Raw genomic sequence first — 20,718 nt, forward strand, 5'->3', positions numbered from 1 at the left:
ATTAAATAACGATTACCCACTATCGTCCAGTGCATTAATTACTCATTTTAAATGTAATAGATTTAATATAACCAGTAGTTACTGCCATAGACTGCATATAGTCTGTAGAATATCTAAGCATTGAAATGCAGTTTATAGAAAAAATTAAGAAAGAAAATTTTAAAATTTATTAAAATAACAACTAGAATGGAATGGCATCCGCTCATATTATATAATAAGAGCGGGCTAGACAAGCGAGATTTAATTAACTCACCGTATGCTCTTCGGCGGCAACAGGCAGCACCATATAAGTACCTTCAAAGACAGCCCCCTGATTTTCATCCCCAAATAGGTTAACGTCTAACTGCACGCGGGCACGGCGGCCACGGGCCAGACGATCCAAATCGCCACTTAAAGAACTGAGTTCGGCAACGGCTCTTGGCCGCCCGGTAACTGGCGAGCTGTAGCGAATATGGGCATCAGCAAGAATAATCGTGCCCCCCAAGTGACGCTCGCGCAGCAATAACCATATCAACCCCCAGCCAGTCAGGGTAGCTAAGGAAAAAAGGCTGCCAGCGAATAAGGTGTGATGAGGATTCTGATTACCCGCCTCCGGCATGGTGGTCACGAAACGCTGGCCGGTATATTGGCTAATGCGCACCCCCATTTTTTCACTGAGCGGAATATGGTCATACCAGGCTTGCTGCAGCTGGCCACACCAATCAGGGCGATGCAAGATATCATCCATCGTGACTACCGGTTTGATCATTAGGAAGTGGCGCACTGGCGTGGTTTGCGGGGCCGTAATCTCGCCCTGACTCACAAAACCTAACTTGGCGAAGAAATCTACCGCATCTTCGCGCGCACTACACACTACGCGCTTCACGCCTTCCTGCCGCGCCACCGACTCTAACGTCATGGCGACCAACGTCCCTAACCCTTTATCACGAACAGACGGATCCACCGCCAGAAAGCGAATGGCGGCCTCATTATCAGCATTGATATATAAACGGCCAATGGCAACAGGTTTACCCTGTTCATCTACCACCATTTGGTGATGGGCCATTGCGTCATAAGCATCCTTTTCGGAGCCAATCGGTTGGTGTAGCGGCTTGCGTAGCATTTCCCAACGAAATTGATAATAATCTTTGAGTTCTTGTTCTGTTGTGGGTACACGCAAGTGATACATAGAAGCGATCTCTCTTTAAAATTATCAATAAAGCCTATCCCCAGGAACTTAGATAATTCAGTAACTGAAGATGAGCAAAAGCAGTCAACACCCCGGAATATTGAAGGGCGATGGGGATATTTCATAGCCCAAGTGACTGAGTTTATCCCTATACCTGCAACCAAAACGTCACCGGACCATCATTTACCAGGCTAACTTTCATGTCTGCGGCAAATAATCCCGTTTCCGTTTTTACACCACGCTCGCGGCACTGAGCAACAAAATACTGATAAAGTCTGTCAGCTTCTGCGGGAATAGCACCGCGAGAAAAGCTCGGTCTCATACCTTTTTGCGTATCGGCCACCAGTGTAAATTGCGAAACCACCAGCACACTCCCACCAGCCTGCTGGACGTTGAGATTCATTTTGTCATTCTCATCACCAAAAATCCGATACCCCAGCACCCGATCACATAAACGCTGCGCTTTTTGCTCAGTATCATCTTGCTCAACACCCAGTAATATCAACAATCCTGGGCCAATTTCACCGACGACATTCCCGCCAACCATGACACTTGCGTTCAGCGCTCGTTGAATCAATGCAATCATAATGCTTTATATCTCCTGACTCCGGCTTTCCGCAGTTTTTACTTGATAGCGTTCGGTGCGATATTCACTCAGCGTTACGGTAATTTCCGCGCCCAACAACACAATGCACCAACTCCAGTAAACCCAGAGGAATAAAATCGGGATAACAGCCAACACCCCGTAAATCAACTGATAAGAGGGAAACAACGTGATATACATCGTGAACGCTTTCTTACCCAATTCAAATAGTAACGCCGCAACCAGTGCCCCAATAAATGCATCGCGTGCGGGCACCCGCACTGTGGGTACCACACTATATAGCAACCAAAAAGAGAGCCAGGAAATCAGCAGAGGGAATACTCGCAACACCTCATCAATCATGCTACCCACTTGCGCATTAGCCAGCCAGTGCAATGACAACAGATATGAGCTGATGACCATGCTGGCCCCCACCAGAATCGGCCCCAGTGTGAGAACCATCCAGTAAACCGCAAATGAAAATACCAGTGAACGCTGAGTTTTACTGCGCCAGATAATATTGAGCACGCTGTCCACTGAGTAAATCAGCAGTAACGCAGTGACAATCAGGCCGCAAGTCCCCACAACGGTCATCCGATTTGAGTTTGCGACAAACTGCTCAAGATAATTTTGGATAATGTCACCGGTAGCAGGCATAAAATTGGCAAAGATGAAGGCTTTCAATTTTATGCTGATATCAGCAAACATTGGAAAAGCAGCGAACAAGGCGAAGATCACCGTTACCAATGGCACCAAAGAAAGCAATGATACATAGGCCAAATGCCCAGCCAGCATGGTTAACCCGTCTTTATCAATTCGGGTGTAAAGCATTCGTCCGAACGTAATGAAGGGTTTTAAAGACGCAGATAAGCGAAAACGCAGAAAACTCGCCATGTTTATCTCTCAGTCAATACCGGTGTTTAGACTCGGTTATGGGCCAGCGTGATGTTTAAGGCTAACCCATTAACGTCAGGAGAAAGAACTTATCAGGAAAAATAAGCAGGAATAACCTTTCGGTCAGTGACATGAATAGCGGTCATACCTTCAATTCTGGCGGCAACAATATTTGCTTCAATATCATCAAAGAATACAGCCTGCTCTGGCGGAACATTTTCAGCATGGAGTACATGTTGATAGATTCTGGCTTCCGGTTTACGCATCCCCAAATCCTGCGACAAATACATGTGGTCAGCGGCGGCAGCAACTTCAGGGAAGTGCTGTGGCCAGTAATTGCAATGCAGGCGATTGGTATTAGATAACACCACAACGCGATGCCCTTCCTCACGCAGTTTATGCATAATCGCGACGACTTCCGGTCGCAACGCGACAAATACCGCCTGCCAGCCTTCAGCAAACTGTTCAAAGCTTAGGGATAGCCCCATCTCATCACTGAGCTGACGCGCAAAGTCCTCATCACTGATTTCCCCTCGTTCATGCTGCTGGAATACTTCGCCCATAGTAAAGCGTTCGCTCAATGTCGCCAGCGGAACACTGCTTAACTTACTCCAGACACCCAAAACGCGTTTAAAGTCGATATCAACAATCACATTCCCTAGATCAAAGATATACAGCATAGCGCTCTCCCAATTAGATGGTGAGTTTCACTGTAACGGGAAAAAAGAAAGCTGAACAGAGAGAGGAAGAAAAAGGAGGGGTCAGTCAGGAAAAATAATATTTTACCGCAGCGGAAAAAAATAAAAAGTATCCCCAAAGACATTGGAGTTGCAACAAGGCGGCAAGTGAATTCATCCCGATGAGCTTACACAGGTAAGTGATTCGGGTGAGTGAGCGAAGCTAACACAGTTGCAGCTTCAAGGACGAAGGGGATAGAACTCAGGGCGCTTTTCGCGCCCTAAGTATCAGCAGTACCAAGAAGAATTAACCTTCTTTAGGACCACGACCTGCACGCTTACGATCGTTTTCCGTCAGGTGACGCTTACGGATACGAATTGATTGCGGGGTAACTTCTACCAATTCATCGTCATCGATGAATTCCAGTGCCTGTTCCAGCGTTTTCTTCAAGAAAGGAACCAGAGTGGTTGCTTCGTCAGTACCGGATGCACGCATGTTGGTCAGTTGCTTACCGGTCAGGCAGTTTACAGTCAGGTCGTTAGAACGTGAGTGAATACCGATGATCTGGCCTTCATACACTTCAGTCGCGTGACCAATAAACAGCTTGCCGCGGTCTTGCAGTTTGTACAATGCGAATGCGACAGCTTTGCCCTGACCGTTAGAGATCAGTACGCCGTTTTGACGTTGACCGATCTCGCCCGGACGCACATCATCGTAGTGACTGAATGTGGAGTACAGCAGGCCAGTACCAGAAGTCATAGTCATGAATTCAGTACGGAAGCCAATCAAGCCACGGCTTGGGATCATATAATCCAGACGGATACGACCTTTGCCGTCTGGAACCATGTCCTTCACGTCACCTTTACGCTCGCCCATAGCTTGCATTACTGCGCCCTGGTGCTGCTCTTCGATATCCAAAGTTACGCTTTCAAACGGTTCTTGATTGCGACCGTCAATAACACGGTTGATAACTTTAGGGCGAGATACAGCCAGTTCGAAACCTTCGCGACGCATGTTTTCGATCAGAACCGACAGGTGAAGTTCACCACGGCCAGATACGCGGAATGCATCAGCATCTTCAGTTTCTTCAACACGCAGTGCTACGTTATGGATCAACTCTTTGTTCAGGCGGTCAAGGATCTGACGTGAAGTCACGTACTTGCCTTCTTTACCACAGAACGGAGAGGTGTTAACGCAGAAATACATGGTAACGGTTGGTTCATCTACAGACAGTGCTGGTAAAGCTTCAACAGCATTAACATCGCAGATAGTGTCAGAGATGTTCAACTCGCCCAGACCGGTGATAGCCACGATGTCGCCAGCTTCAGCCATAGTCGCTTCGATACGCTCCAGACCCATGTGGCCCAGCACTTTAGCGACTTTACCGTTGCGGGTCTTGCCTTCGCTATCGATAACGGTCACTTGTTGGTTAGGTTTCACAACACCACGTTTGATACGGCCAATGCCGATTACGCCTACGTAGTTGTTGTAATCCAACTGGGAGATTTGCATCTGCAACGGACCAGAGCTGTCTACGTCTGGCGCAGGCACATGGTCGACAATTGCCTGATACAGCGGAGTCATGTCTGCCGACATATCATTGTGATCTTCACCCGCAATACCCATCAATGCTGATGCGTAAATGATAGGGAAGTCCAGTTGTTCGTCGGTTGCATCCAGGTTTACGAACAGGTCGAACACCTGATCGACAACCCAATCAGGACGCGCGCCCGGACGGTCAACTTTGTTGATAACCACGATTGGTTTCAGACCATGAGCAAAGGCTTTTTTGGTCACGAAACGGGTCTGCGGCATCGGGCCATCCATTGCGTCGACGACCAGCAGCACAGAGTCAACCATAGACATTACACGCTCAACCTCACCACCGAAATCGGCGTGTCCTGGGGTATCCACGATGTTGATGCGGTAGTCTTTCCAGTTAATGGCGGTATTTTTCGCGAGGATGGTTATCCCACGCTCTTTCTCCAAATCGTTGGAGTCCATTACACGTTCAGTTGCTTCAGCACGTTCACCGAACGTACCAGATTGTTGTAGCAACTTATCGACCAGGGTAGTTTTCCCATGGTCAACGTGCGCAATAATGGCGATGTTACGCAGATTCTCGATCACAGCTTTTTTGCCTCAGGCATTTAGAAATAGCGCGCTATTGTACACGTATTAAGCGAGGGACTAAACAAGATCACAAACTTCTCTTATAAACAACCTGACGGCGGTGTGTTTGTGATCCCTTTCACGGTGCAAAAACAGCCTCTTGGCCCACTTTTGCACCAATACAGTGCCCAACGGCGCAAATGAAGCACCAAAATAGTGCAATATAACTATCCTGGTGCATACTGACTATCAGCAGACCCCTATGATATGGCATAAACGGGGCGTTTGGAAAGTTGGCATAGATTTCGCAATAGATTTTATGACGCAGTTTAGCATGAATAACTGAACACTATATATATACCCAAAGAAATTGGTGTTGCAGGTAGGCAGCAAATGAATGAATCCCAATGAGCTTACTTAGGTAAGTGATTTGGGTGAGTGAACGCAGCTAACAACCCTGCAACTTTAAGTTCGAAGGGGATAAAACGATAATCGTTCCACGACGACTATGACAAATCCAGGAGATATAAGTATGTCCGCTGAACATGTTTTGACGATGCTGAATGAGCACGAAGTGAAATTTGTTGATTTGCGCTTTACCGATACCAAAGGGAAAGAGCAGCACATCACTATTCCTGCTCATCAGGTCAACGCTGACTTCTTTGAAGAAGGCAAAATGTTTGATGGCTCCTCGATTGGTGGCTGGAAAGGCATTAACGAATCCGACATGGTACTGATGCCAGATGCCAGCACCGCGGTTATGGATCCGTTCTTCGAAGACTCCACACTGATTATCCGTTGTGACATTCTTGAGCCAGGTACCCTGCAAGGCTATGATCGCGACCCACGTTCAATCTCAAAACGCGCAGAAGAGTTCCTGAAATCTTCAGGTATCGCAGATACCGTGCTGTTTGGGCCAGAACCAGAATTCTTCCTGTTTGACGATGTTCGTTTTGGTAGCAGCATCCGTGGCTCCCACGTCTCTATCGATGACATCGAAGGCGCATGGAACTCCAGCACCAAATACGAAGGCGGCAACAAAGGCCACCGTCCGGCAGTGAAAGGCGGTTACTTCCCGGTTCCTCCGGTCGATTCTTCACAGGACTTGCGTTCTACCATGTGTCTGACTATGGAAGAAATGGGCCTGGTCGTCGAAGCGCATCACCACGAAGTGGCAACCGCCGGTCAGAACGAAGTGGCTACTCGCTTCAATACCATGACCAAAAAAGCCGATGAAATTCAGATTTACAAATATGTAGTGCACAACGTGGCACACGCATTCGGTAAAACGGCGACTTTCATGCCAAAACCGATGTTCGGTGATAACGGTTCAGGTATGCACTGCCATATGTCTTTGTCCAAAAATGGCACTAACTTGTTCGCCGGCGATAAATACGCTGGCCTGTCTGAAATGGCACTATTCTACATCGGTGGCATCATCAAACATGCTAAAGCAATCAATGCCTTAGCCAACCCAACCACCAACTCTTACAAGCGTTTGGTCCCAGGTTATGAAGCACCGGTCATGCTGGCTTATTCTGCCCGTAACCGTTCAGCTTCTATCCGTATCCCTGTGGTTGCCAGCCCGAAAGCGCGTCGTATTGAAGCGCGCTTCCCAGACCCTGCGGCTAACCCATACCTGTGCTTCGCCGCACTGCTGATGGCTGGCCTTGATGGCATCATCAACAAGATTCACCCTGGTGATGCGATGGACAAAAACCTGTATGACTTGCCACCGGAAGAAGAAGCTGAAATTCCAAAAGTTGCAGGTTCACTGGACGAAGCTATGGCTGCACTGAACGAAGACCGCGAGTTCCTGACCCGTGGTGGCGTGTTCACTGACGACGCTATCGATGCTTATATTGAACTGCGTAAAGAAGAAATGGACCGCGTTCGTATGACTCCGCACCCAGTGGAGTTCGAACTGTACTACAGCGTTTAATTGTATTTTACCCAATAGATTTCAAGGTATAGGAAGGCGGTAAGCGCTGACCCGCAGGGTGAGTAAGAGCAGCCAACACACCTACAACTTGAAAGATGACGGGTTGTTGCCGTGGAAACTTTTGGCCCATCTCCGGATGGGCTTTTTTCCCCACATTTCGTTTTCGTCATCATTCCTCTGGCTCAGTTACAACTGAACCGATTAGGATATGCCCACAAGTATGTGCCCTAAATAATTCAAGTAAAAAGGGCATAATTGCACCAAACATGTGCAGGAGTCTGCGTAATGGCAACAGGCACGCTGCCCGATGCTGGGCAGATACTTAATTCTCTCATCAATAGTATTCTTCTATTAGATGATGATTTGGCTATACATTATGCCAATCCCGCTGCGCAGCAACTTCTGGCGCAAAGTTCCCGTAAACTTTTTGGTACACCCCTGCCCGATTTATTAGGTTATTTTTCCCTCAATATTGACTTAATGCGGGAAAGCCTGATTGCGGGGCAAGGTTTTACCGATAATGAAGTGACATTAGTCGTTGATGGTCGCGCACATATTCTCTCTCTGACGGCGCAGTCGCTGCCGGAGGGGTTTGTGCTGATGGAAATGGCACCGATGGATAATCAACGCCGATTAAGCCAAGAGCAGTTGCAACATGCTCAGCAAGTTGCCGCGCGTGACTTGGTGCGAGGGCTGGCTCATGAGATTAAAAACCCGCTTGGCGGCCTGCGTGGTGCGGCACAATTATTGTCAAAAGCACTGCCTGATCCGGCATTGCTGGAATATACCAAAGTGATCATCGAGCAAGCCGATCGCCTGCGGAATCTGGTTGATCGCCTGTTAGGGCCACAGCGCCCCGGTTTGCATGTTACGCAAAGTATTCATCAGGTGGCGGAGCGAGTTTGCCAATTAGTCTCGCTGGAAAAACCGGATAACGTGATATTAATCCGTGATTACGACCCCAGCCTGCCAGAGCTGGCGCACGACCCCGACCAAATTGAACAAGTGCTGCTCAATATCACCCGCAATGCATTACAGGCTCTGGGTGACGCTGGCGGCACCATTACACTGCGTACCCGTACTGCTTTTCAGATAACACTGCACGGTCTGCGCTACCGTTTGAGCGCCCGCATCGATATTGAAGATAACGGCCCTGGTGTACCGACGCAATTACAAGATACCGTGTTCTATCCGATGGTCAGTGGTCGCGAAGGTGGCACCGGCCTTGGCCTGTCGATTGCCCGCAGTCTTATCGATCAGCATTCGGGTAAAATTGAATTTAACAGTTGGCCAGGGCACACCGAATTCTCGGTCTACCTGCCTATTCGCCAGTGAGGTTTCTATGCAACGAGGGATAGTCTGGATCGTCGATGACGATAGCTCCATCCGCTGGGTGCTTGAACGCGCACTGACTGGAGCGGGCCTGAACTGTACAACATTCGAGAGTGGCAATCAGGTGTTGGATGCACTGGCGACGCAAACGCCGGATGTATTGTTATCCGATATTCGCATGCCCGGCATGGATGGATTAGCCCTGCTCAAGCAGATCAAACAGCGCCATCCGATGCTCCCGGTCATCATAATGACCGCCCATTCTGATTTGGATGCTGCGGTCAGCGCCTATCAACAGGGGGCGTTTGATTATCTGCCTAAACCTTTTGATATTGACGAGGCGGTCGCGCTGGTTGAGCGGGCTATCAGTCATTATCAGGAACAACAGCAACCGGCACGCACACAACCGGCCAGCGGCCCAACTGCGGATATCATCGGCGAAGCACCGGCAATGCAGGATGTTTTTCGCATCATTGGCCGCTTGTCACGCTCCTCGATCAGCGTACTGATTAATGGCGAATCCGGTACCGGTAAAGAGTTGGTCGCACATGCCTTACATCGCCATAGCCCGCGGGCCAAAGCGCCGTTTATCGCGCTGAATATGGCGGCTATTCCAAAAGATTTGATTGAATCTGAGCTGTTCGGCCATGAAAAAGGCGCGTTTACCGGGGCCAATCAGGTGCGTCAGGGCCGCTTTGAACAAGCTGACGGCGGCACACTGTTTTTGGATGAAATCGGTGATATGCCGCTGGATGTGCAAACCCGTCTGCTACGGGTGCTGGCGGATGGGCAGTTTTATCGGGTTGGCGGTTATGCGCCAGTCAAGGTGGATGTGCGCATCATTGCCGCGACCCACCAGAATCTGGAGCTTCGGGTTCAGGAGGGGAAATTCCGCGAGGATTTATTCCATCGTCTGAATGTGATTCGGGTGCATTTGCCGCCACTGCGTGAACGCCGTGAAGATATTCCGCGTCTGGCGCGTTACTTCTTGCAAGTGGCCGCCAAAGAGCTGGGGGTGGAGGCCAAAATCCTGCATCCTGACACTGAAGTCGCATTAACCCGCCTGCCCTGGCAGGGTAACGTGCGCCAGTTGGAAAATACCTGCCGCTGGCTAACTGTGATGGCGGCAGGGCAAGAAGTGCTGGTGCAGGATCTGCCTTCCGAACTGTTTGAAACCAGTGCCCCAGAGGTTGCTGGCCAACGCACACCAGACAGCTGGGCCACACTGTTGGCACAATGGGCGGATCACGCATTACGGTCAGGTCATCAGGATTTGTTGTCTGAAGCCCAGCCCGAGATGGAGCGCACGCTGCTAACCACCGCATTGCGCCATACTCAGGGCCATAAGCAGGAAGCTGCGCGCTTGTTAGGTTGGGGCCGGAACACGTTGACTCGAAAGCTAAAAGAGTTAGGAATGGAGTAATTCTGACATTAGAATTCCCCTCACGGCGATTATCACCGCTGAGGGGAGCATGATCAGATCACGCGGGAAAATTGCTGCTTACGCGCCTGTTTGCGTAAATAGATATCAAAGCACATACAGATATTACGAATGAGTAAGCGCCCACGCGGTGTCACCCGAATGCCCTTATCATCCCGCACCACCAGCCCGTCTTGTTCGAATGGCGCTAACAGCGCAAAATCTTCAACAAAATAATCCGCGAAATTAATACCATACTGCTGTTCAACCGGCTGATAGCTGATTTGGAAATTACAAATCAGTGTTTTAATCACATCACGGCGCAAGCAATCATCTTCGGTCATCGCCAGGCCACGCCACAACGCATTGCCACGTTGTTCCACGCAGGTATAGTAGGTTTTCAGATCTTTTTCATTCTGCGCGTAACTGTCACCCAACATACTGATAGCAGAAACACCCAAACCGAGCAGATCGCTCTCGCCCTGCGTGGTATAGCCTTGGAAATTACGGTGTAATTTCCCTTCCCGCTGGGCAACAGCTAGCTCATCATCTGGCCGAGCGAAGTGATCCATCCCGATAAACTGATAGCCGGATTCGGTTAAGAAGCTGATGGTATGCTGCAAAATATCCAGCCGCTGTTCAGCGCTCGGCAGATCCGCATCTTTAATTTTACGTTGAGCGGCAAACAAGCTTGGCAAATGGGCGTAATTAAACACGCTCAGGCGATCAGGATTTAACTCGGCTACCCGCTTTAGGGTAAAAGCAAAGCTCTCTGGCGTCTGTTTTGGCAAACCATAAATCAAATCAATATTAGTTGAATTAAAGCCAAGGGCTTTGGCACGCGCAATTAAGGCGAAGATAAAGTCTTCATCCTGCTCGCGATTCACCAAGCGCTGGACCTCTTTATTGAAATCCTGCACTCCCATGCTCAGGCGGTTAAACCCTTCAGCATGTAGATGATCCAGCACATCCAGCTCAATTTCACGCGGATCGACCTCAATTGACTGCTCCGCACCGGGCAGAAAATCAAAGTTCTCACGCAGCAGATTCATCAAATGAGTAATTTGTGTTTTATTCAGATAGGTGGGCGTACCGCCACCCCAGTGCATCTGGCTGACCTGACGCCCGACAAATAATGCCGCACGCTGACGGATCTCTTTTTCCAGAACCGCCAGATATTCATCTGCTTTATGTTGCTGACGCGTCACCAGCTTATTACAACCGCAGAAGTAGCAAAGCTTATGGCAAAACGGGATATGCACATACAGCGACAATGGCCGCAGCGGGTAGCACTTCACCGCCTGCTGAAAAGCGGTTTCGTTGTAATTTTCACTAAATTCAAGGGCTGTTGGATACGAAGTGTAACGCGGCCCTGAATAATTATACTTTTGAATCAGGGACAGATCCCAAACTATCGCGTTTTCAGACATAGCGTGCTCAGACATACTCATTCCTTCCGATTTTTTCGCCTACCCGGCCGGTGAAAGGGCAGAAGTTTTCGTTGTCTGGCCGCAGTAGCACCGCGCAACCGTGATTTCCGTTGCGACAGCCGCCATAGTTTACCCAATAACCACACTAGATAACATGTAAGTAGTAAGGCTATTATCGGGATCACCCAATCCATAACTTAGAATGCGTCTTTTGGATTACCGCGTTTCAGTAACTGTAAGATATCTTCCTGTTTCTCTTCTGGCTTTTCGTCGTCTTCATCGTCGCCCAACTCAATACCCAATTTCTCCATCAGGGTATCAATACGATCCAATGTCGAATCAACATACGCCTGATCTTCTTTGCTCAAGACTTCGTCATTATCAAGCTTATCCAGCAATCCATCCAGACGCTCATCGTTTTCTAGCTTGGACAACTCTTCTTCCGGTGTCAGACGTGGCTTGGCTTCAACTTTAGCTACCGGCTTAGGGGTTGGCTTAGCTTTAACCTTACTCTCAACCACCAGTGGTACAGGCACTTTACTACCAATACGTGGATCTTTTTCTTGAGTCTGGTTCTGGCCCTTCTTATTACTCTCATCGACGTTAGTTCTGGCACCTGAGCGATTACCACTGTGTTTCTTCTGACGTTTACGCTCACGGGCTTCAATATCAAGCTCTACACGGGTCTTTTTAATACGCTTTGGTGTCGCGGTACCTTTCTTCGGGGCCGCAATATTGGCGTGTGGTGCTTTGTTTGGCTGCTTCATAACCTGTGCTCTTAAATGGGTAAATGAGTGTGGGATCGGATTTAGTATATACCTGTCATCTTTCAAGTTGCAGATGTGTTGGCGATACCTCTACGAGGTCGCCACAAGCAGCGTTCAAATCTCTGCTCCTGGCAGGATTTCTCTCTCGCTTGCCGCCGTTCTGCATCTTGAAATTTTTTGAGTATAGGATTGGGCCGGAATCTAGCAGAAAGAAGAGAAAGAAAAAAGGCGGCAGATTAACCTGTCGCCTTTTTTCGCACCTTCTGCGGAAGGATATCCTTACAGCGCACTCCCTGCACTTACGTAACATCCTGGTTTCTCCCTCCTGCAATACGTCATCCTTGCCATCCCTCCTACCCTGAAGGCGATTCGCACAGCACTCCGACCGTTGTCCCTGACTCATCGTAATCCATCACGCTTCTTAAGCATAAGCCCCTCATCCTAAGTGATAGCGCTCCTTGCCAGCACATCCCGCACTGATAGAAACCTATATATCATGTTGTTTTTATTTAAAAAAATAAAACAAAAAACAACAATAAGGGTTAAGAATAACAACTAAATTATATAAAGCTTTCCTTAACAATTATTCAATAATAGGACATTCCTTTGCTCTACAATGACCGCCAACTCACAAAACTGTAATTTGACGCAGAAAAGCCATCAAAAATTCGCGAAAAGATAAACCCCCTTTTTTGACCCTGATGCAGTTATAATCGCCGGATGTAAGCTATCTCTCACGGAGACGACAAATTTTGACTATCAGAAACTATAACTATCATATGACCCACTTCGTCATCAGTGCTCCGGACATCCGTCATTTGCCACGCGATGAAGGTATTGAGGTGGCATTCGCTGGCCGTTCAAACGCCGGTAAGTCGAGCGCACTCAATACGTTAACTAACCAGAAAGGTCTGGCCAGAACCAGTAAGACTCCTGGCCGTACTCAGCTGATCAACTTATTTGAAGTGGTTGATGGTATCCGTCTGGTCGACTTACCAGGATACGGTTATGCCGAAGTTCCGGAAGAGATGAAACTCAAGTGGCAGCGTGCCTTGGGTGAGTATTTGCAAAAGCGTAACTGCCTGAAAGGTTTGGTTGTATTGATGGATATTCGCCATCCGCTGAAAGATTTAGACCAGCAGATGATTACCTGGGCGGTCGCGGTCGGCACGCCGGTTCTTCTCTTACTGACCAAAGCCGATAAGCTGGCCTCTGGTGCCCGCAAGGCACAATTGAACATGGTGCGAGAAGCCATTATTCCTTTTATGGGCGATATTCAGGTGGAAGCATTCTCATCACCGAAAAAGATTGGTGTCGATAAATTGCGGGAAAAACTGGATACCTGGTTTAGCGAGATCCCACCGGAAGTCATGGCTGATGAGCATGACGACGAAGGCGAGTAGTTCATTGTAATCAGCAGCCCGCAAGGGCTGTCTCACGCATATCTTGCCCGCAAAAGCCCAATAAAAAACGCCCCAGTCAATAAATGACTGGGGCGGCTAATATATAGCCAAATCCGATTACGTGAAGTAAAAGGTTTGAAAGATAGAACATCTTACCTCTGTACCCTACATCTGTAACTCTACATCATTTTTTCGCAGGGCAAAAGAATTTTTTGTTGTATAGTTACACAAGTTGTCACGATTCAGCGCCCATCTTCCCACCACAATCGCGTTAAAATGTAGCTTAATTACATAAAATGCTTTAATTATCGCCACTTACCCATACAACTAGTGAGCTTGATCCCAGTTATAACCCACACCGACATCAACCTTTAATGGCACCGCCAATTGCATACTCTGCTCCATCAAATCACGGATTTTCTGTTCAGCGCTTTCCAACACACTTTCATGAACTTCAAATACCAGTTCATCGTGTACCTGCATGATAACCCGCACCAACGGCTCCGGTTCCTGTTGTAACCAGGCATCGACTGCAATCATCGCTCGCTTGATAATATCAGCAGCCGTCCCTTGCATCGGGGCATTGATCGCTTCGCGCTCAGCGGCTTTGCGGCGGTTAGCATTTCGTGAGTGAATATCAGGCAGATAGAGGCGGCGACCATCCAGTGTGGTGACATAACCCTGCTCAGCAGCTTGCTTGCGAGTGCGCTCCATATATTCCAGCCCCCCCGGATAGCGTTCAAAGTAGAGATCCATATAGCGCTGTGCTTCGCCACGCGGGATATTCAACTGCCGCGCCAAACCAAATGCACTCATGCCATAAATTAGGCCAAAGTTAATCGCTTTAGCACTGCGACGCTGTTCGTTGGTCACACTCTCTAACGGCATCCCGAAGACTTCAGCCGCAGTTGCGCGGTGGATATCCTTGCCAGCGGCAAATGCCGCCAATAACCCTTTATCCTGCGACAGGTGCGCCATGATACGCAGTTCAATCTGCGAATAGTCAGCCGCCATAATGCGATAACCTTTGGGCGCAATAAAAGCCTGACGAATACGACGCCCTTCTTCATTACGTACAGGAATATTTTGCAGGTTAGGATCTCGGGAAGATAAACGCCCGGTAGCAGTAACTGCCTGATGATACGAGGTATGGACTCGCCCTGAAACCGGGTTAATCATCAGCGGTAGCTTGTCGGTATAGGTACTTTTCAGTTTAGCCAAACCGCGATATTCAAGAATCACTTTCGGTAAAGGGTAATCCAGCGCCAGCTCAGCCAGCACTTCTTCGTTGGTTGAAGCCGCACCACCTGGGGTTTTTTTCAAAATAGGCAGTTTTTGTTTTTCATACAAAATGACCTGTAACTGCTTTGGCGAGGCGAGATTGAATGGCTCTTCAGCCAATTCATGAGCTTGCTTTTCTAACTCATCCAGGCGGATAGTCAGCTCTTTTGAATGTGCAGCCAATATATTCTGGTCAATCAATACACCGGTTCGCTCGATACGCGACAATATTGGTAACAGCGGCATTTCGATTTCCTGAAATACCCGCTTCAGCCCTTCACTCTGCTGTAACTTCGGCCACAATACCAGATGCAATTGAAGCGTAACGTCCGCGTCTTCTGCGGCATACGGGCCAGCTTGTTCTAAGGCTATCTGATTGAAGGTTAGCTGGTTTTTGCCTTTACCGGCGATCTCTTCAAAAGTAATGGTTTTATGGTTGAGGTAACGTTCAGCAAGGCTGTCCATATCATGGCGGCCAGCAACACTGTCTAAAACATAAGACTCCAACATGGTATCGAAAGCGATACCGCGCAGCTCAATGCCATAACGTGCCAACATACTTTGATCAAACTTGAGGTTCTGCCCGACTTTTAAGGCTTTCTCATTTTCCAACAGGGGTTTTAAGGTGGCTAAAACCCAGTTTCTATCAAGCTGTGCTGGCGCATCCAGATAATCATGAGCCAATGGCAAATAAGCCGCCTCACCTGGTGCAACAGCAAATGACATACCAATCAAATTGCTGCTGAGGGTGTCAAGACCGTCAGTTTCAGTATCAAAAGCGAAAACCTCTGCTTTTTTAAGCCGCTCAATCCACTCCATTAAGGATTTTTCATCCAAAATAGTGTGGTAGTTCTCTTGTGATAACACCGCTGTCACTTCCACCGCAGGGGCAGATTCCGCAGCAACAAACGACTTATTGCTGGTTTGACCCGTTGGTCGCTCCTTTTTGCCGTCCAGCCACTTACCGGCTTCCACATCCACTAACCAGCGTTTGAACTCATAACGGCTAAATAACTGAAGCAGTTGTTCATTATCGGGTGATGAAACCGTTAGCTGGTCACAGGTAATATCCAGTTCAACATCCGTTTTGATGGTTGCTAATTGGTAGGAGAGATAAGCTACATCTTTATTCTGCTCCAATTTAGCGGACATCGTTTTAGCGCCACGGAATGTCAATGTAGATATTTTATCTAAATGACTGAACAACGTATCCAGCCCACCCAAACCTTGTAATAAAGCCTGAGCTGTCTTTTCACCGACCCCCGGAACACCCGGAATATTATCGGATGAGTCCCCCATCAAGGCGAGAAAATCAATAATCAGTTCAGGAGGAACGCCATATTTATCGCACACTTCCTGCGGCCCCAAAATGGCGTTATTCATCGTATTGATTAGAGTGATATTTGGCGTAACTAATTGCGCCATATCTTTATCACCGGTACTGATTAATACCGCATGACCTGCTTTTTCAGCTTCTTGCGCCAGCGTACCAATAACGTCGTCGGCCTCAACGCCGGAAACCACTAATAAAGGTAGCCCCATTGCTTTAACCATTTGATGAAGAGGCTCAATCTGCGCACGCAAATCATCCGGCATCGGTGGGCGATGGGACTTATATTCCGCGAAAAGTTCATCACGAAACGTTTTGCCTTTAGCATCAAATACCACGGCCACATGGCTTGGACGATATTGCAGCAGCAAACTGCGCAACATGTTCAATACACCATACATCGCACCCGTTGGCTCGCCACTGCTGTTGGTCAGTGGTGGAAAAGCATGGTAAGCGCGGTAGAGGTAAGAGGAACCGTCAACAAGGATCAATGGGTTTTCTGCAATCTGGGCCATAGAGTTTCTTCATCTTTATTCAGCAAGGTCTGACGCTAAGAATGCCATAGCTGACGCCAAGAGACGAATCTTAGCGTCCATTCTTGTGCAAAAGAGAACATTTTACATGAAGACCCCTAAGATCTAACCTGTGGATAACTTTGTGTGTAAAAACGTGTAGAATTTATATCTTCTAAGTTATTTCCTATAATGCAATATTTTAAATTAGTTTAATCATGGTGTTACGATTATTGTTTCTTTATTTCTTTGTCATTATTTCTTTATCTGATTTGTGGATATTACTTATTCAGTTACTACAATAAGGTTAATAAATTTACTTTAAGGCAGAGAAAAATCACCCACCTTTTTATTACTTTCTACGACCCTTATTTGTCATTTTAGCGACACAAATAACACCATTTACCTATCACTTAAATAGATGGTTTCACCAAAAATAGCTCTGAAATAAATATCTAATCGGCACACGAGGCATTACTGTCACATTAGATAAGATGATGATTTGATAGTAAGGAGAATAGGTGAATTGAAATATCGGGAACGGATTAAGATAAGACAAAGAGGAGCAGGCAAAAAACCAGCTCCTCTTTCATATCATTATTTCTGAGTTAGCAGGAACTTAACAACGTCCGCATACTGTTTGACATAAGCATCCATTGAGCTGGTATCCATGCCATCATTTTTAATCATATATTTGCCATTAACAAACATCGCTGGAACGCCACGTAATTGCAGATCTTCAGCCGCTTTTACTTGTTGAACAACCAATGATTTAACCACAAAGCTATTCAATGCTGAATCATAGTCCTCACCACTAATACCCGCCTTGATGAAGACATTACGAATATCATCAGGGGTTTGTATGGTTTGTGTTTTCTGTACGCCTTCAAACATCAGTGGCGTCACTTTTTCCTCAACACCCAATGCCATCGCAACAGCCCAGGCTTGGGTCAGCTGCTTACCTAGCGGCCCCAGGAACTCAACATGATAGCGAGTCATCTTAGTCCCTTCTGGCAACGCTTTTTTTACCGCCTGAGGTACATGATAAACTTCCTCAAACTGATAGCAGTGTGGGCAATAGAAAGAGAAAAACTCTAAAACCTGAGGCTCACCTGTGATGGGTTTATTTAACGTCTGGTACTGGGTGCCATCTTTAAATTGTCCGGCAGAGACACTGAATGCCATCACCATGCCAACAAGCGCTAACCATACATTTTTCATACAATAAAAATCTCCATTATCTTAGCTTTAGTACATTGGCATCAGCTGCAAAGGGGGTGCCTGCAACAGCTTAACCTGTTCAGTGAAAAGTGCAGTCTGTTGTAACCAAAAATCAGACTCCGCCATCCACGGAAAACTCTTAGGAAATGCCGGATCCTGCCAACGTCTGGCGACCCATGCAAGGTAATAAACCATCCGCATCGCGCGTAAAGGTTCAATCAGTGCAAGCTCACGCTGATCAAAATCAGCAAACTCGCCATAAGCTTCCAGCAAGATATCCAACTGGATTAATTGCTCGCGGCGCTCACCGTGTAATAACATCCATAAATCCTGAACCGCCGGGCCATTTCTGGCGTCATCTAAATCGACAAACATTGGCCCGTCACGCCACAAAATATTACCGGGGTGGCAATCACCATGTAACCGCAAAGACTGCCAATCGGTATGCCAATACTGCTTAATGGTAGCAATCAATAAATCAGTTGCAGCCAGAAATTTATTTTTCTGTTTCGCCGGCACTAATACACTATTGGCCAGCAACTCACGAGGTTCGGTCAGATATTCTTCAACCCCCATCGTTGGACGGGCAATAAAAATCCCATCACTCCCCACCTGATGGATTCTGCCGAGAAAGCGCCCGACCCACTCCAATTGATCAAGGTTATCTATTTCATACTGGCGTCCACCCACACTTGGGAACACGGCAAAGAAAAAACCACCATGATTATGCAAAGCTTCACCATTTAACTGCAATGGGGCGACGACGGGGATCTCCGACTCAGCCAAATCAAGCGAGAAGCGCTGCTCCTCGACAATTTGCTCACGGCTCCAACGCTCAGGGCGATAAAACTTCACCACATACCGTCTACGGTCTTCATCCATAAACTGGTAGACGCGGTTCTCGTAACTGTTAAGCGCAGTTAACCCTGAATCCACTCGTAACCCAACCGCTTCAAGGGCATCCATAATCAGGTCTGGAGACAATGTCTGAAAATTAAAAGCAGAGCTGTTCATAACAACATTCAGTCTATATAAGTGACAGCGGCTTGCTGGGAATAAGAAATAGTATCATTAAAGCCCCTATCTACGCAGACAGGAGTATGACTAATCTTTAATAATGCCACGGGCACGCAATAGTGCTGTTTTGAAATCCTCTTCATAATCTTTTTTGAGGCCAGGTATCACTTCTGTTGATTCTGAACCACGCATTTTCAGATGATAAATAAGAATATCGTCCGTGAGATCTGAGAATTCACCTTCAAAACCAGCCTCATCTGACAGCTTTTGTAAAAACTGTACCAGATTTAAATCGGGTTCTTGCTGCCAGGCTGGATGTAAAAGCTCAATCAGTTCATTAACACGATGACATTTCATAGCAACGTTATCCTATTCAAAAAATATGCAAGTAAAGTAACAGGGATACTCACCTAGGGAAAGAGAGCCTATTGTCAATAAAAGTAAATCCTGACCCCTTTACCTATTTGAAGATACAATTCTAAGGCTAGCTTAATACAGGAGAGTGATAGAAATGCGGCCTAATATTACAGGCGTTATTCTTGCGGGAGGCCGTTCATCTAGAATGGGCGGAAATGATAAAGGATTAATATATCTTCATGGAAAACCGCTGTATCAACATGTAATCGATAAACTAAAACCTCAAGTTGAAGATTTACTGATTAATGCTAATCGTAACCAAGCTCTCTATCAACACAGTGGCATTCCAGTCATCAGCGACATCATTACCGGCTTTGTCGGCCCACTGGCAGGCATACATTCAGGGTTAAGCCATTCAGCTACAGAATGGGTTATTTTTGCTCCCTGCGACGTCCCTACGCTGCCAGACAATTTAGTGTCCCAACTTTGGCAAGGAAAACAGCAAGCTCTGGCAGCTTATGTTTACGATGGTGAGCGGGCACACCCTACACTGGTACTCATGCATGTTAGTCTGAAACCACTTCTGGCAGAATATTTGGCAAAAGGCGATCGCAAGCTAATGATATTTATGGAGAGAATCAATGCTCAGCCCGTAATGTTTCGCGGGCAAAAAGACCAATTCAGTAACCTGAATACTCCTGCAGACTGTGACTTATGGGAACAGAGTAAAAGAGGGGAGTTATGAGCCGTAAAACACCACCGCTATTAGGGATAGCGGCCTATAGCGGTACAGGAAAAACCACACTACTCAAAAGTCTGATCCCCTTATTACAGCAGCGCCAAATTCGAGTCGGCCTCATCAAGCATACCCATCACAATATGGATATTGATACGCCAGGTAAGGATAGTTATGAGTTGCGTAAGGCGGGTGCACACCAAACCCTGGTTGCTAGCGATTACCGCTGGGCATTAATGACAGAAACGCCAGAGCAAAAACCGTTGGATCTTCACTATCTTGCCAGCAGGTTAGACGCTTCAACTATCGATCTGATTTTGGTTGAGGGTTTTAAGCACGAACCAATCAATAAAATTGCCCTTTATAGAGAGGCAGTAGGTAAGCCTTACGCAGATTTGATTGATAAATATGTTATTGCTTTGGCAAGTGATAAACCGATAGATATCACTGTGGAGCAATTAGATATTAATCAACCTGAACAAATTGCAGAATTTATTTGTAGCTGGCTTCAAATGAACCCATCACAGCCATAAAA

At 47.2% G+C, this 20,718-nt stretch carries 17 protein-coding genes and 1 pseudogene; 6 read left to right on the forward strand and 12 right to left on the reverse strand.

Going from position 1 to position 20,718, the window contains the following annotated elements:
• Positions 1-244: 244 nt before the first annotated feature.
• The 5 genes from fabY to typA form a co-directional block, all read right to left on the reverse strand.
• Positions 245-1,168, reverse strand: coding sequence for a fatty acid biosynthesis protein FabY (fabY, locus tag YALDO0001_RS14640; protein ID WP_004704206.1), 924 nt, complete (start codon positions 1,166-1,168; stop codon positions 245-247).
• Between the two features lie 148 nt (positions 1,169-1,316).
• Positions 1,317-1,754, reverse strand: a complete 438-nt coding sequence (gene dtd / locus YALDO0001_RS14645; protein WP_004704207.1) for a D-aminoacyl-tRNA deacylase — start codon at positions 1,752-1,754, stop codon at positions 1,317-1,319.
• A gap of 6 nt (positions 1,755-1,760) precedes the next feature.
• Positions 1,761-2,645 (reverse strand): virulence factor BrkB family protein, encoded by an 885-nt coding sequence (locus YALDO0001_RS14650; protein ID WP_042840169.1) that lies wholly within the window; start codon positions 2,643-2,645, stop codon positions 1,761-1,763.
• A 92-nt stretch (positions 2,646-2,737) separates the two neighbouring features.
• Positions 2,738-3,325, reverse strand: coding sequence for a glucose-1-phosphatase (gene yihX, locus YALDO0001_RS14655; protein WP_004704209.1), 588 nt, complete (start codon positions 3,323-3,325; stop codon positions 2,738-2,740).
• Positions 3,326-3,629: 304 nt separating this feature from the next.
• Complete coding sequence (typA, locus tag YALDO0001_RS14660; RefSeq protein ID WP_004704210.1) at positions 3,630-5,453, reverse strand: ribosome-dependent GTPase TypA; 1,824 nt, start codon at positions 5,451-5,453, stop codon at positions 3,630-3,632.
• A gap of 514 nt (positions 5,454-5,967) precedes the next feature.
• On the opposite strand from typA, the gene glnA reads away from it, so the two are divergent.
• The 3 genes from glnA (at position 5,968) to glnG (ending at position 10,132) form a co-directional block, all read left to right on the forward strand.
• On the forward strand, positions 5,968-7,377 hold the full coding sequence (gene glnA, locus YALDO0001_RS14665; RefSeq protein WP_004704211.1) for a glutamate--ammonia ligase: 1,410 nt from the start codon (positions 5,968-5,970) through the stop codon (positions 7,375-7,377).
• Between the two features lie 285 nt (positions 7,378-7,662).
• Positions 7,663-8,712 carry a nitrogen regulation protein NR(II) gene (gene glnL, locus YALDO0001_RS14670; RefSeq protein ID WP_004704212.1) on the forward strand — a complete coding sequence of 350 codons (1,050 nt, stop codon included), beginning with the start codon at positions 7,663-7,665 and terminating at the stop codon, positions 8,710-8,712.
• A gap of 7 nt (positions 8,713-8,719) precedes the next feature.
• Entirely contained in the window at positions 8,720-10,132 is a 1,413-nt protein-coding gene (gene glnG, locus YALDO0001_RS14675; RefSeq protein WP_004704213.1) for a nitrogen regulation protein NR(I), read from the forward strand.
• A 53-nt stretch (positions 10,133-10,185) separates the two neighbouring features.
• Here the strand turns inward: glnG and hemN are convergent, their stop codons facing one another.
• Together hemN and yihI are read right to left on the reverse strand one after the other, a co-directional pair.
• Entirely contained in the window at positions 10,186-11,559 is a 1,374-nt protein-coding gene (gene hemN, locus YALDO0001_RS14680) for an oxygen-independent coproporphyrinogen III oxidase (protein ID WP_042840173.1), read from the reverse strand.
• 197 nt (positions 11,560-11,756) lie between these two features.
• Positions 11,757-12,326 (reverse strand): Der GTPase-activating protein YihI, encoded by a 570-nt coding sequence (yihI, locus tag YALDO0001_RS14685; RefSeq protein WP_004704215.1) that lies wholly within the window; start codon positions 12,324-12,326, stop codon positions 11,757-11,759.
• Between the two features lie 752 nt (positions 12,327-13,078).
• Here yihI and yihA point away from each other — a divergent pair.
• Entirely contained in the window at positions 13,079-13,729 is a 651-nt protein-coding gene (gene yihA, locus YALDO0001_RS14695; RefSeq protein WP_042547327.1) for a ribosome biogenesis GTP-binding protein YihA/YsxC, read from the forward strand.
• Between the two features lie 106 nt (positions 13,730-13,835).
• Here the strand turns inward: yihA and spfP are convergent.
• The 5 genes and pseudogenes from spfP to YALDO0001_RS14715 form a co-directional block, all read right to left on the reverse strand.
• Positions 13,836-13,880: pseudogene (gene spfP / locus YALDO0001_RS22660) on the reverse strand (small protein SpfP); the annotation flags it as partial.
• A 176-nt stretch (positions 13,881-14,056) separates the two neighbouring features.
• Positions 14,057-16,855, reverse strand: coding sequence for a DNA polymerase I (gene polA, locus YALDO0001_RS14700; RefSeq protein WP_004704217.1), 2,799 nt, complete (start codon positions 16,853-16,855; stop codon positions 14,057-14,059).
• Between the two features lie 594 nt (positions 16,856-17,449).
• Complete coding sequence (gene dsbA, locus YALDO0001_RS14705; RefSeq protein ID WP_004704218.1) at positions 17,450-18,073, reverse strand: thiol:disulfide interchange protein DsbA; 624 nt, start codon at positions 18,071-18,073, stop codon at positions 17,450-17,452.
• Positions 18,074-18,100: 27 nt separating this feature from the next.
• Positions 18,101-19,087 carry a serine/threonine protein kinase gene (locus YALDO0001_RS14710; RefSeq protein ID WP_004704219.1) on the reverse strand — a complete coding sequence of 329 codons (987 nt, stop codon included), beginning with the start codon at positions 19,085-19,087 and terminating at the stop codon, positions 18,101-18,103.
• Positions 19,088-19,177: 90 nt separating this feature from the next.
• Complete coding sequence (locus YALDO0001_RS14715; protein WP_004704220.1) at positions 19,178-19,447, reverse strand: YihD family protein; 270 nt, start codon at positions 19,445-19,447, stop codon at positions 19,178-19,180.
• A 154-nt stretch (positions 19,448-19,601) separates the two neighbouring features.
• Between YALDO0001_RS14715 and mobA the strand changes: the two genes are divergently transcribed.
• Both mobA and mobB read left to right on the forward strand, forming a co-directional pair.
• On the forward strand, positions 19,602-20,192 hold the full coding sequence (gene mobA / locus YALDO0001_RS14720) for a molybdenum cofactor guanylyltransferase MobA (RefSeq protein WP_042840172.1): 591 nt from the start codon (positions 19,602-19,604) through the stop codon (positions 20,190-20,192).
• Positions 20,189-20,716 carry a molybdopterin-guanine dinucleotide biosynthesis protein MobB gene (mobB, locus tag YALDO0001_RS14725; RefSeq protein WP_042547331.1) on the forward strand — a complete coding sequence of 176 codons (528 nt, stop codon included), beginning with the start codon at positions 20,189-20,191 and terminating at the stop codon, positions 20,714-20,716. Before mobA ends, mobB begins: the two co-directional genes overlap by 4 nt.
• Positions 20,717-20,718: the final 2 nt, after the last annotated feature.

It is taken from the genome of Yersinia aldovae ATCC 35236 (assembly GCF_000173735.1).
In the GTDB taxonomy this organism is placed as follows: Bacteria; Pseudomonadota; Gammaproteobacteria; order Enterobacterales; family Enterobacteriaceae; genus Yersinia; species Yersinia aldovae.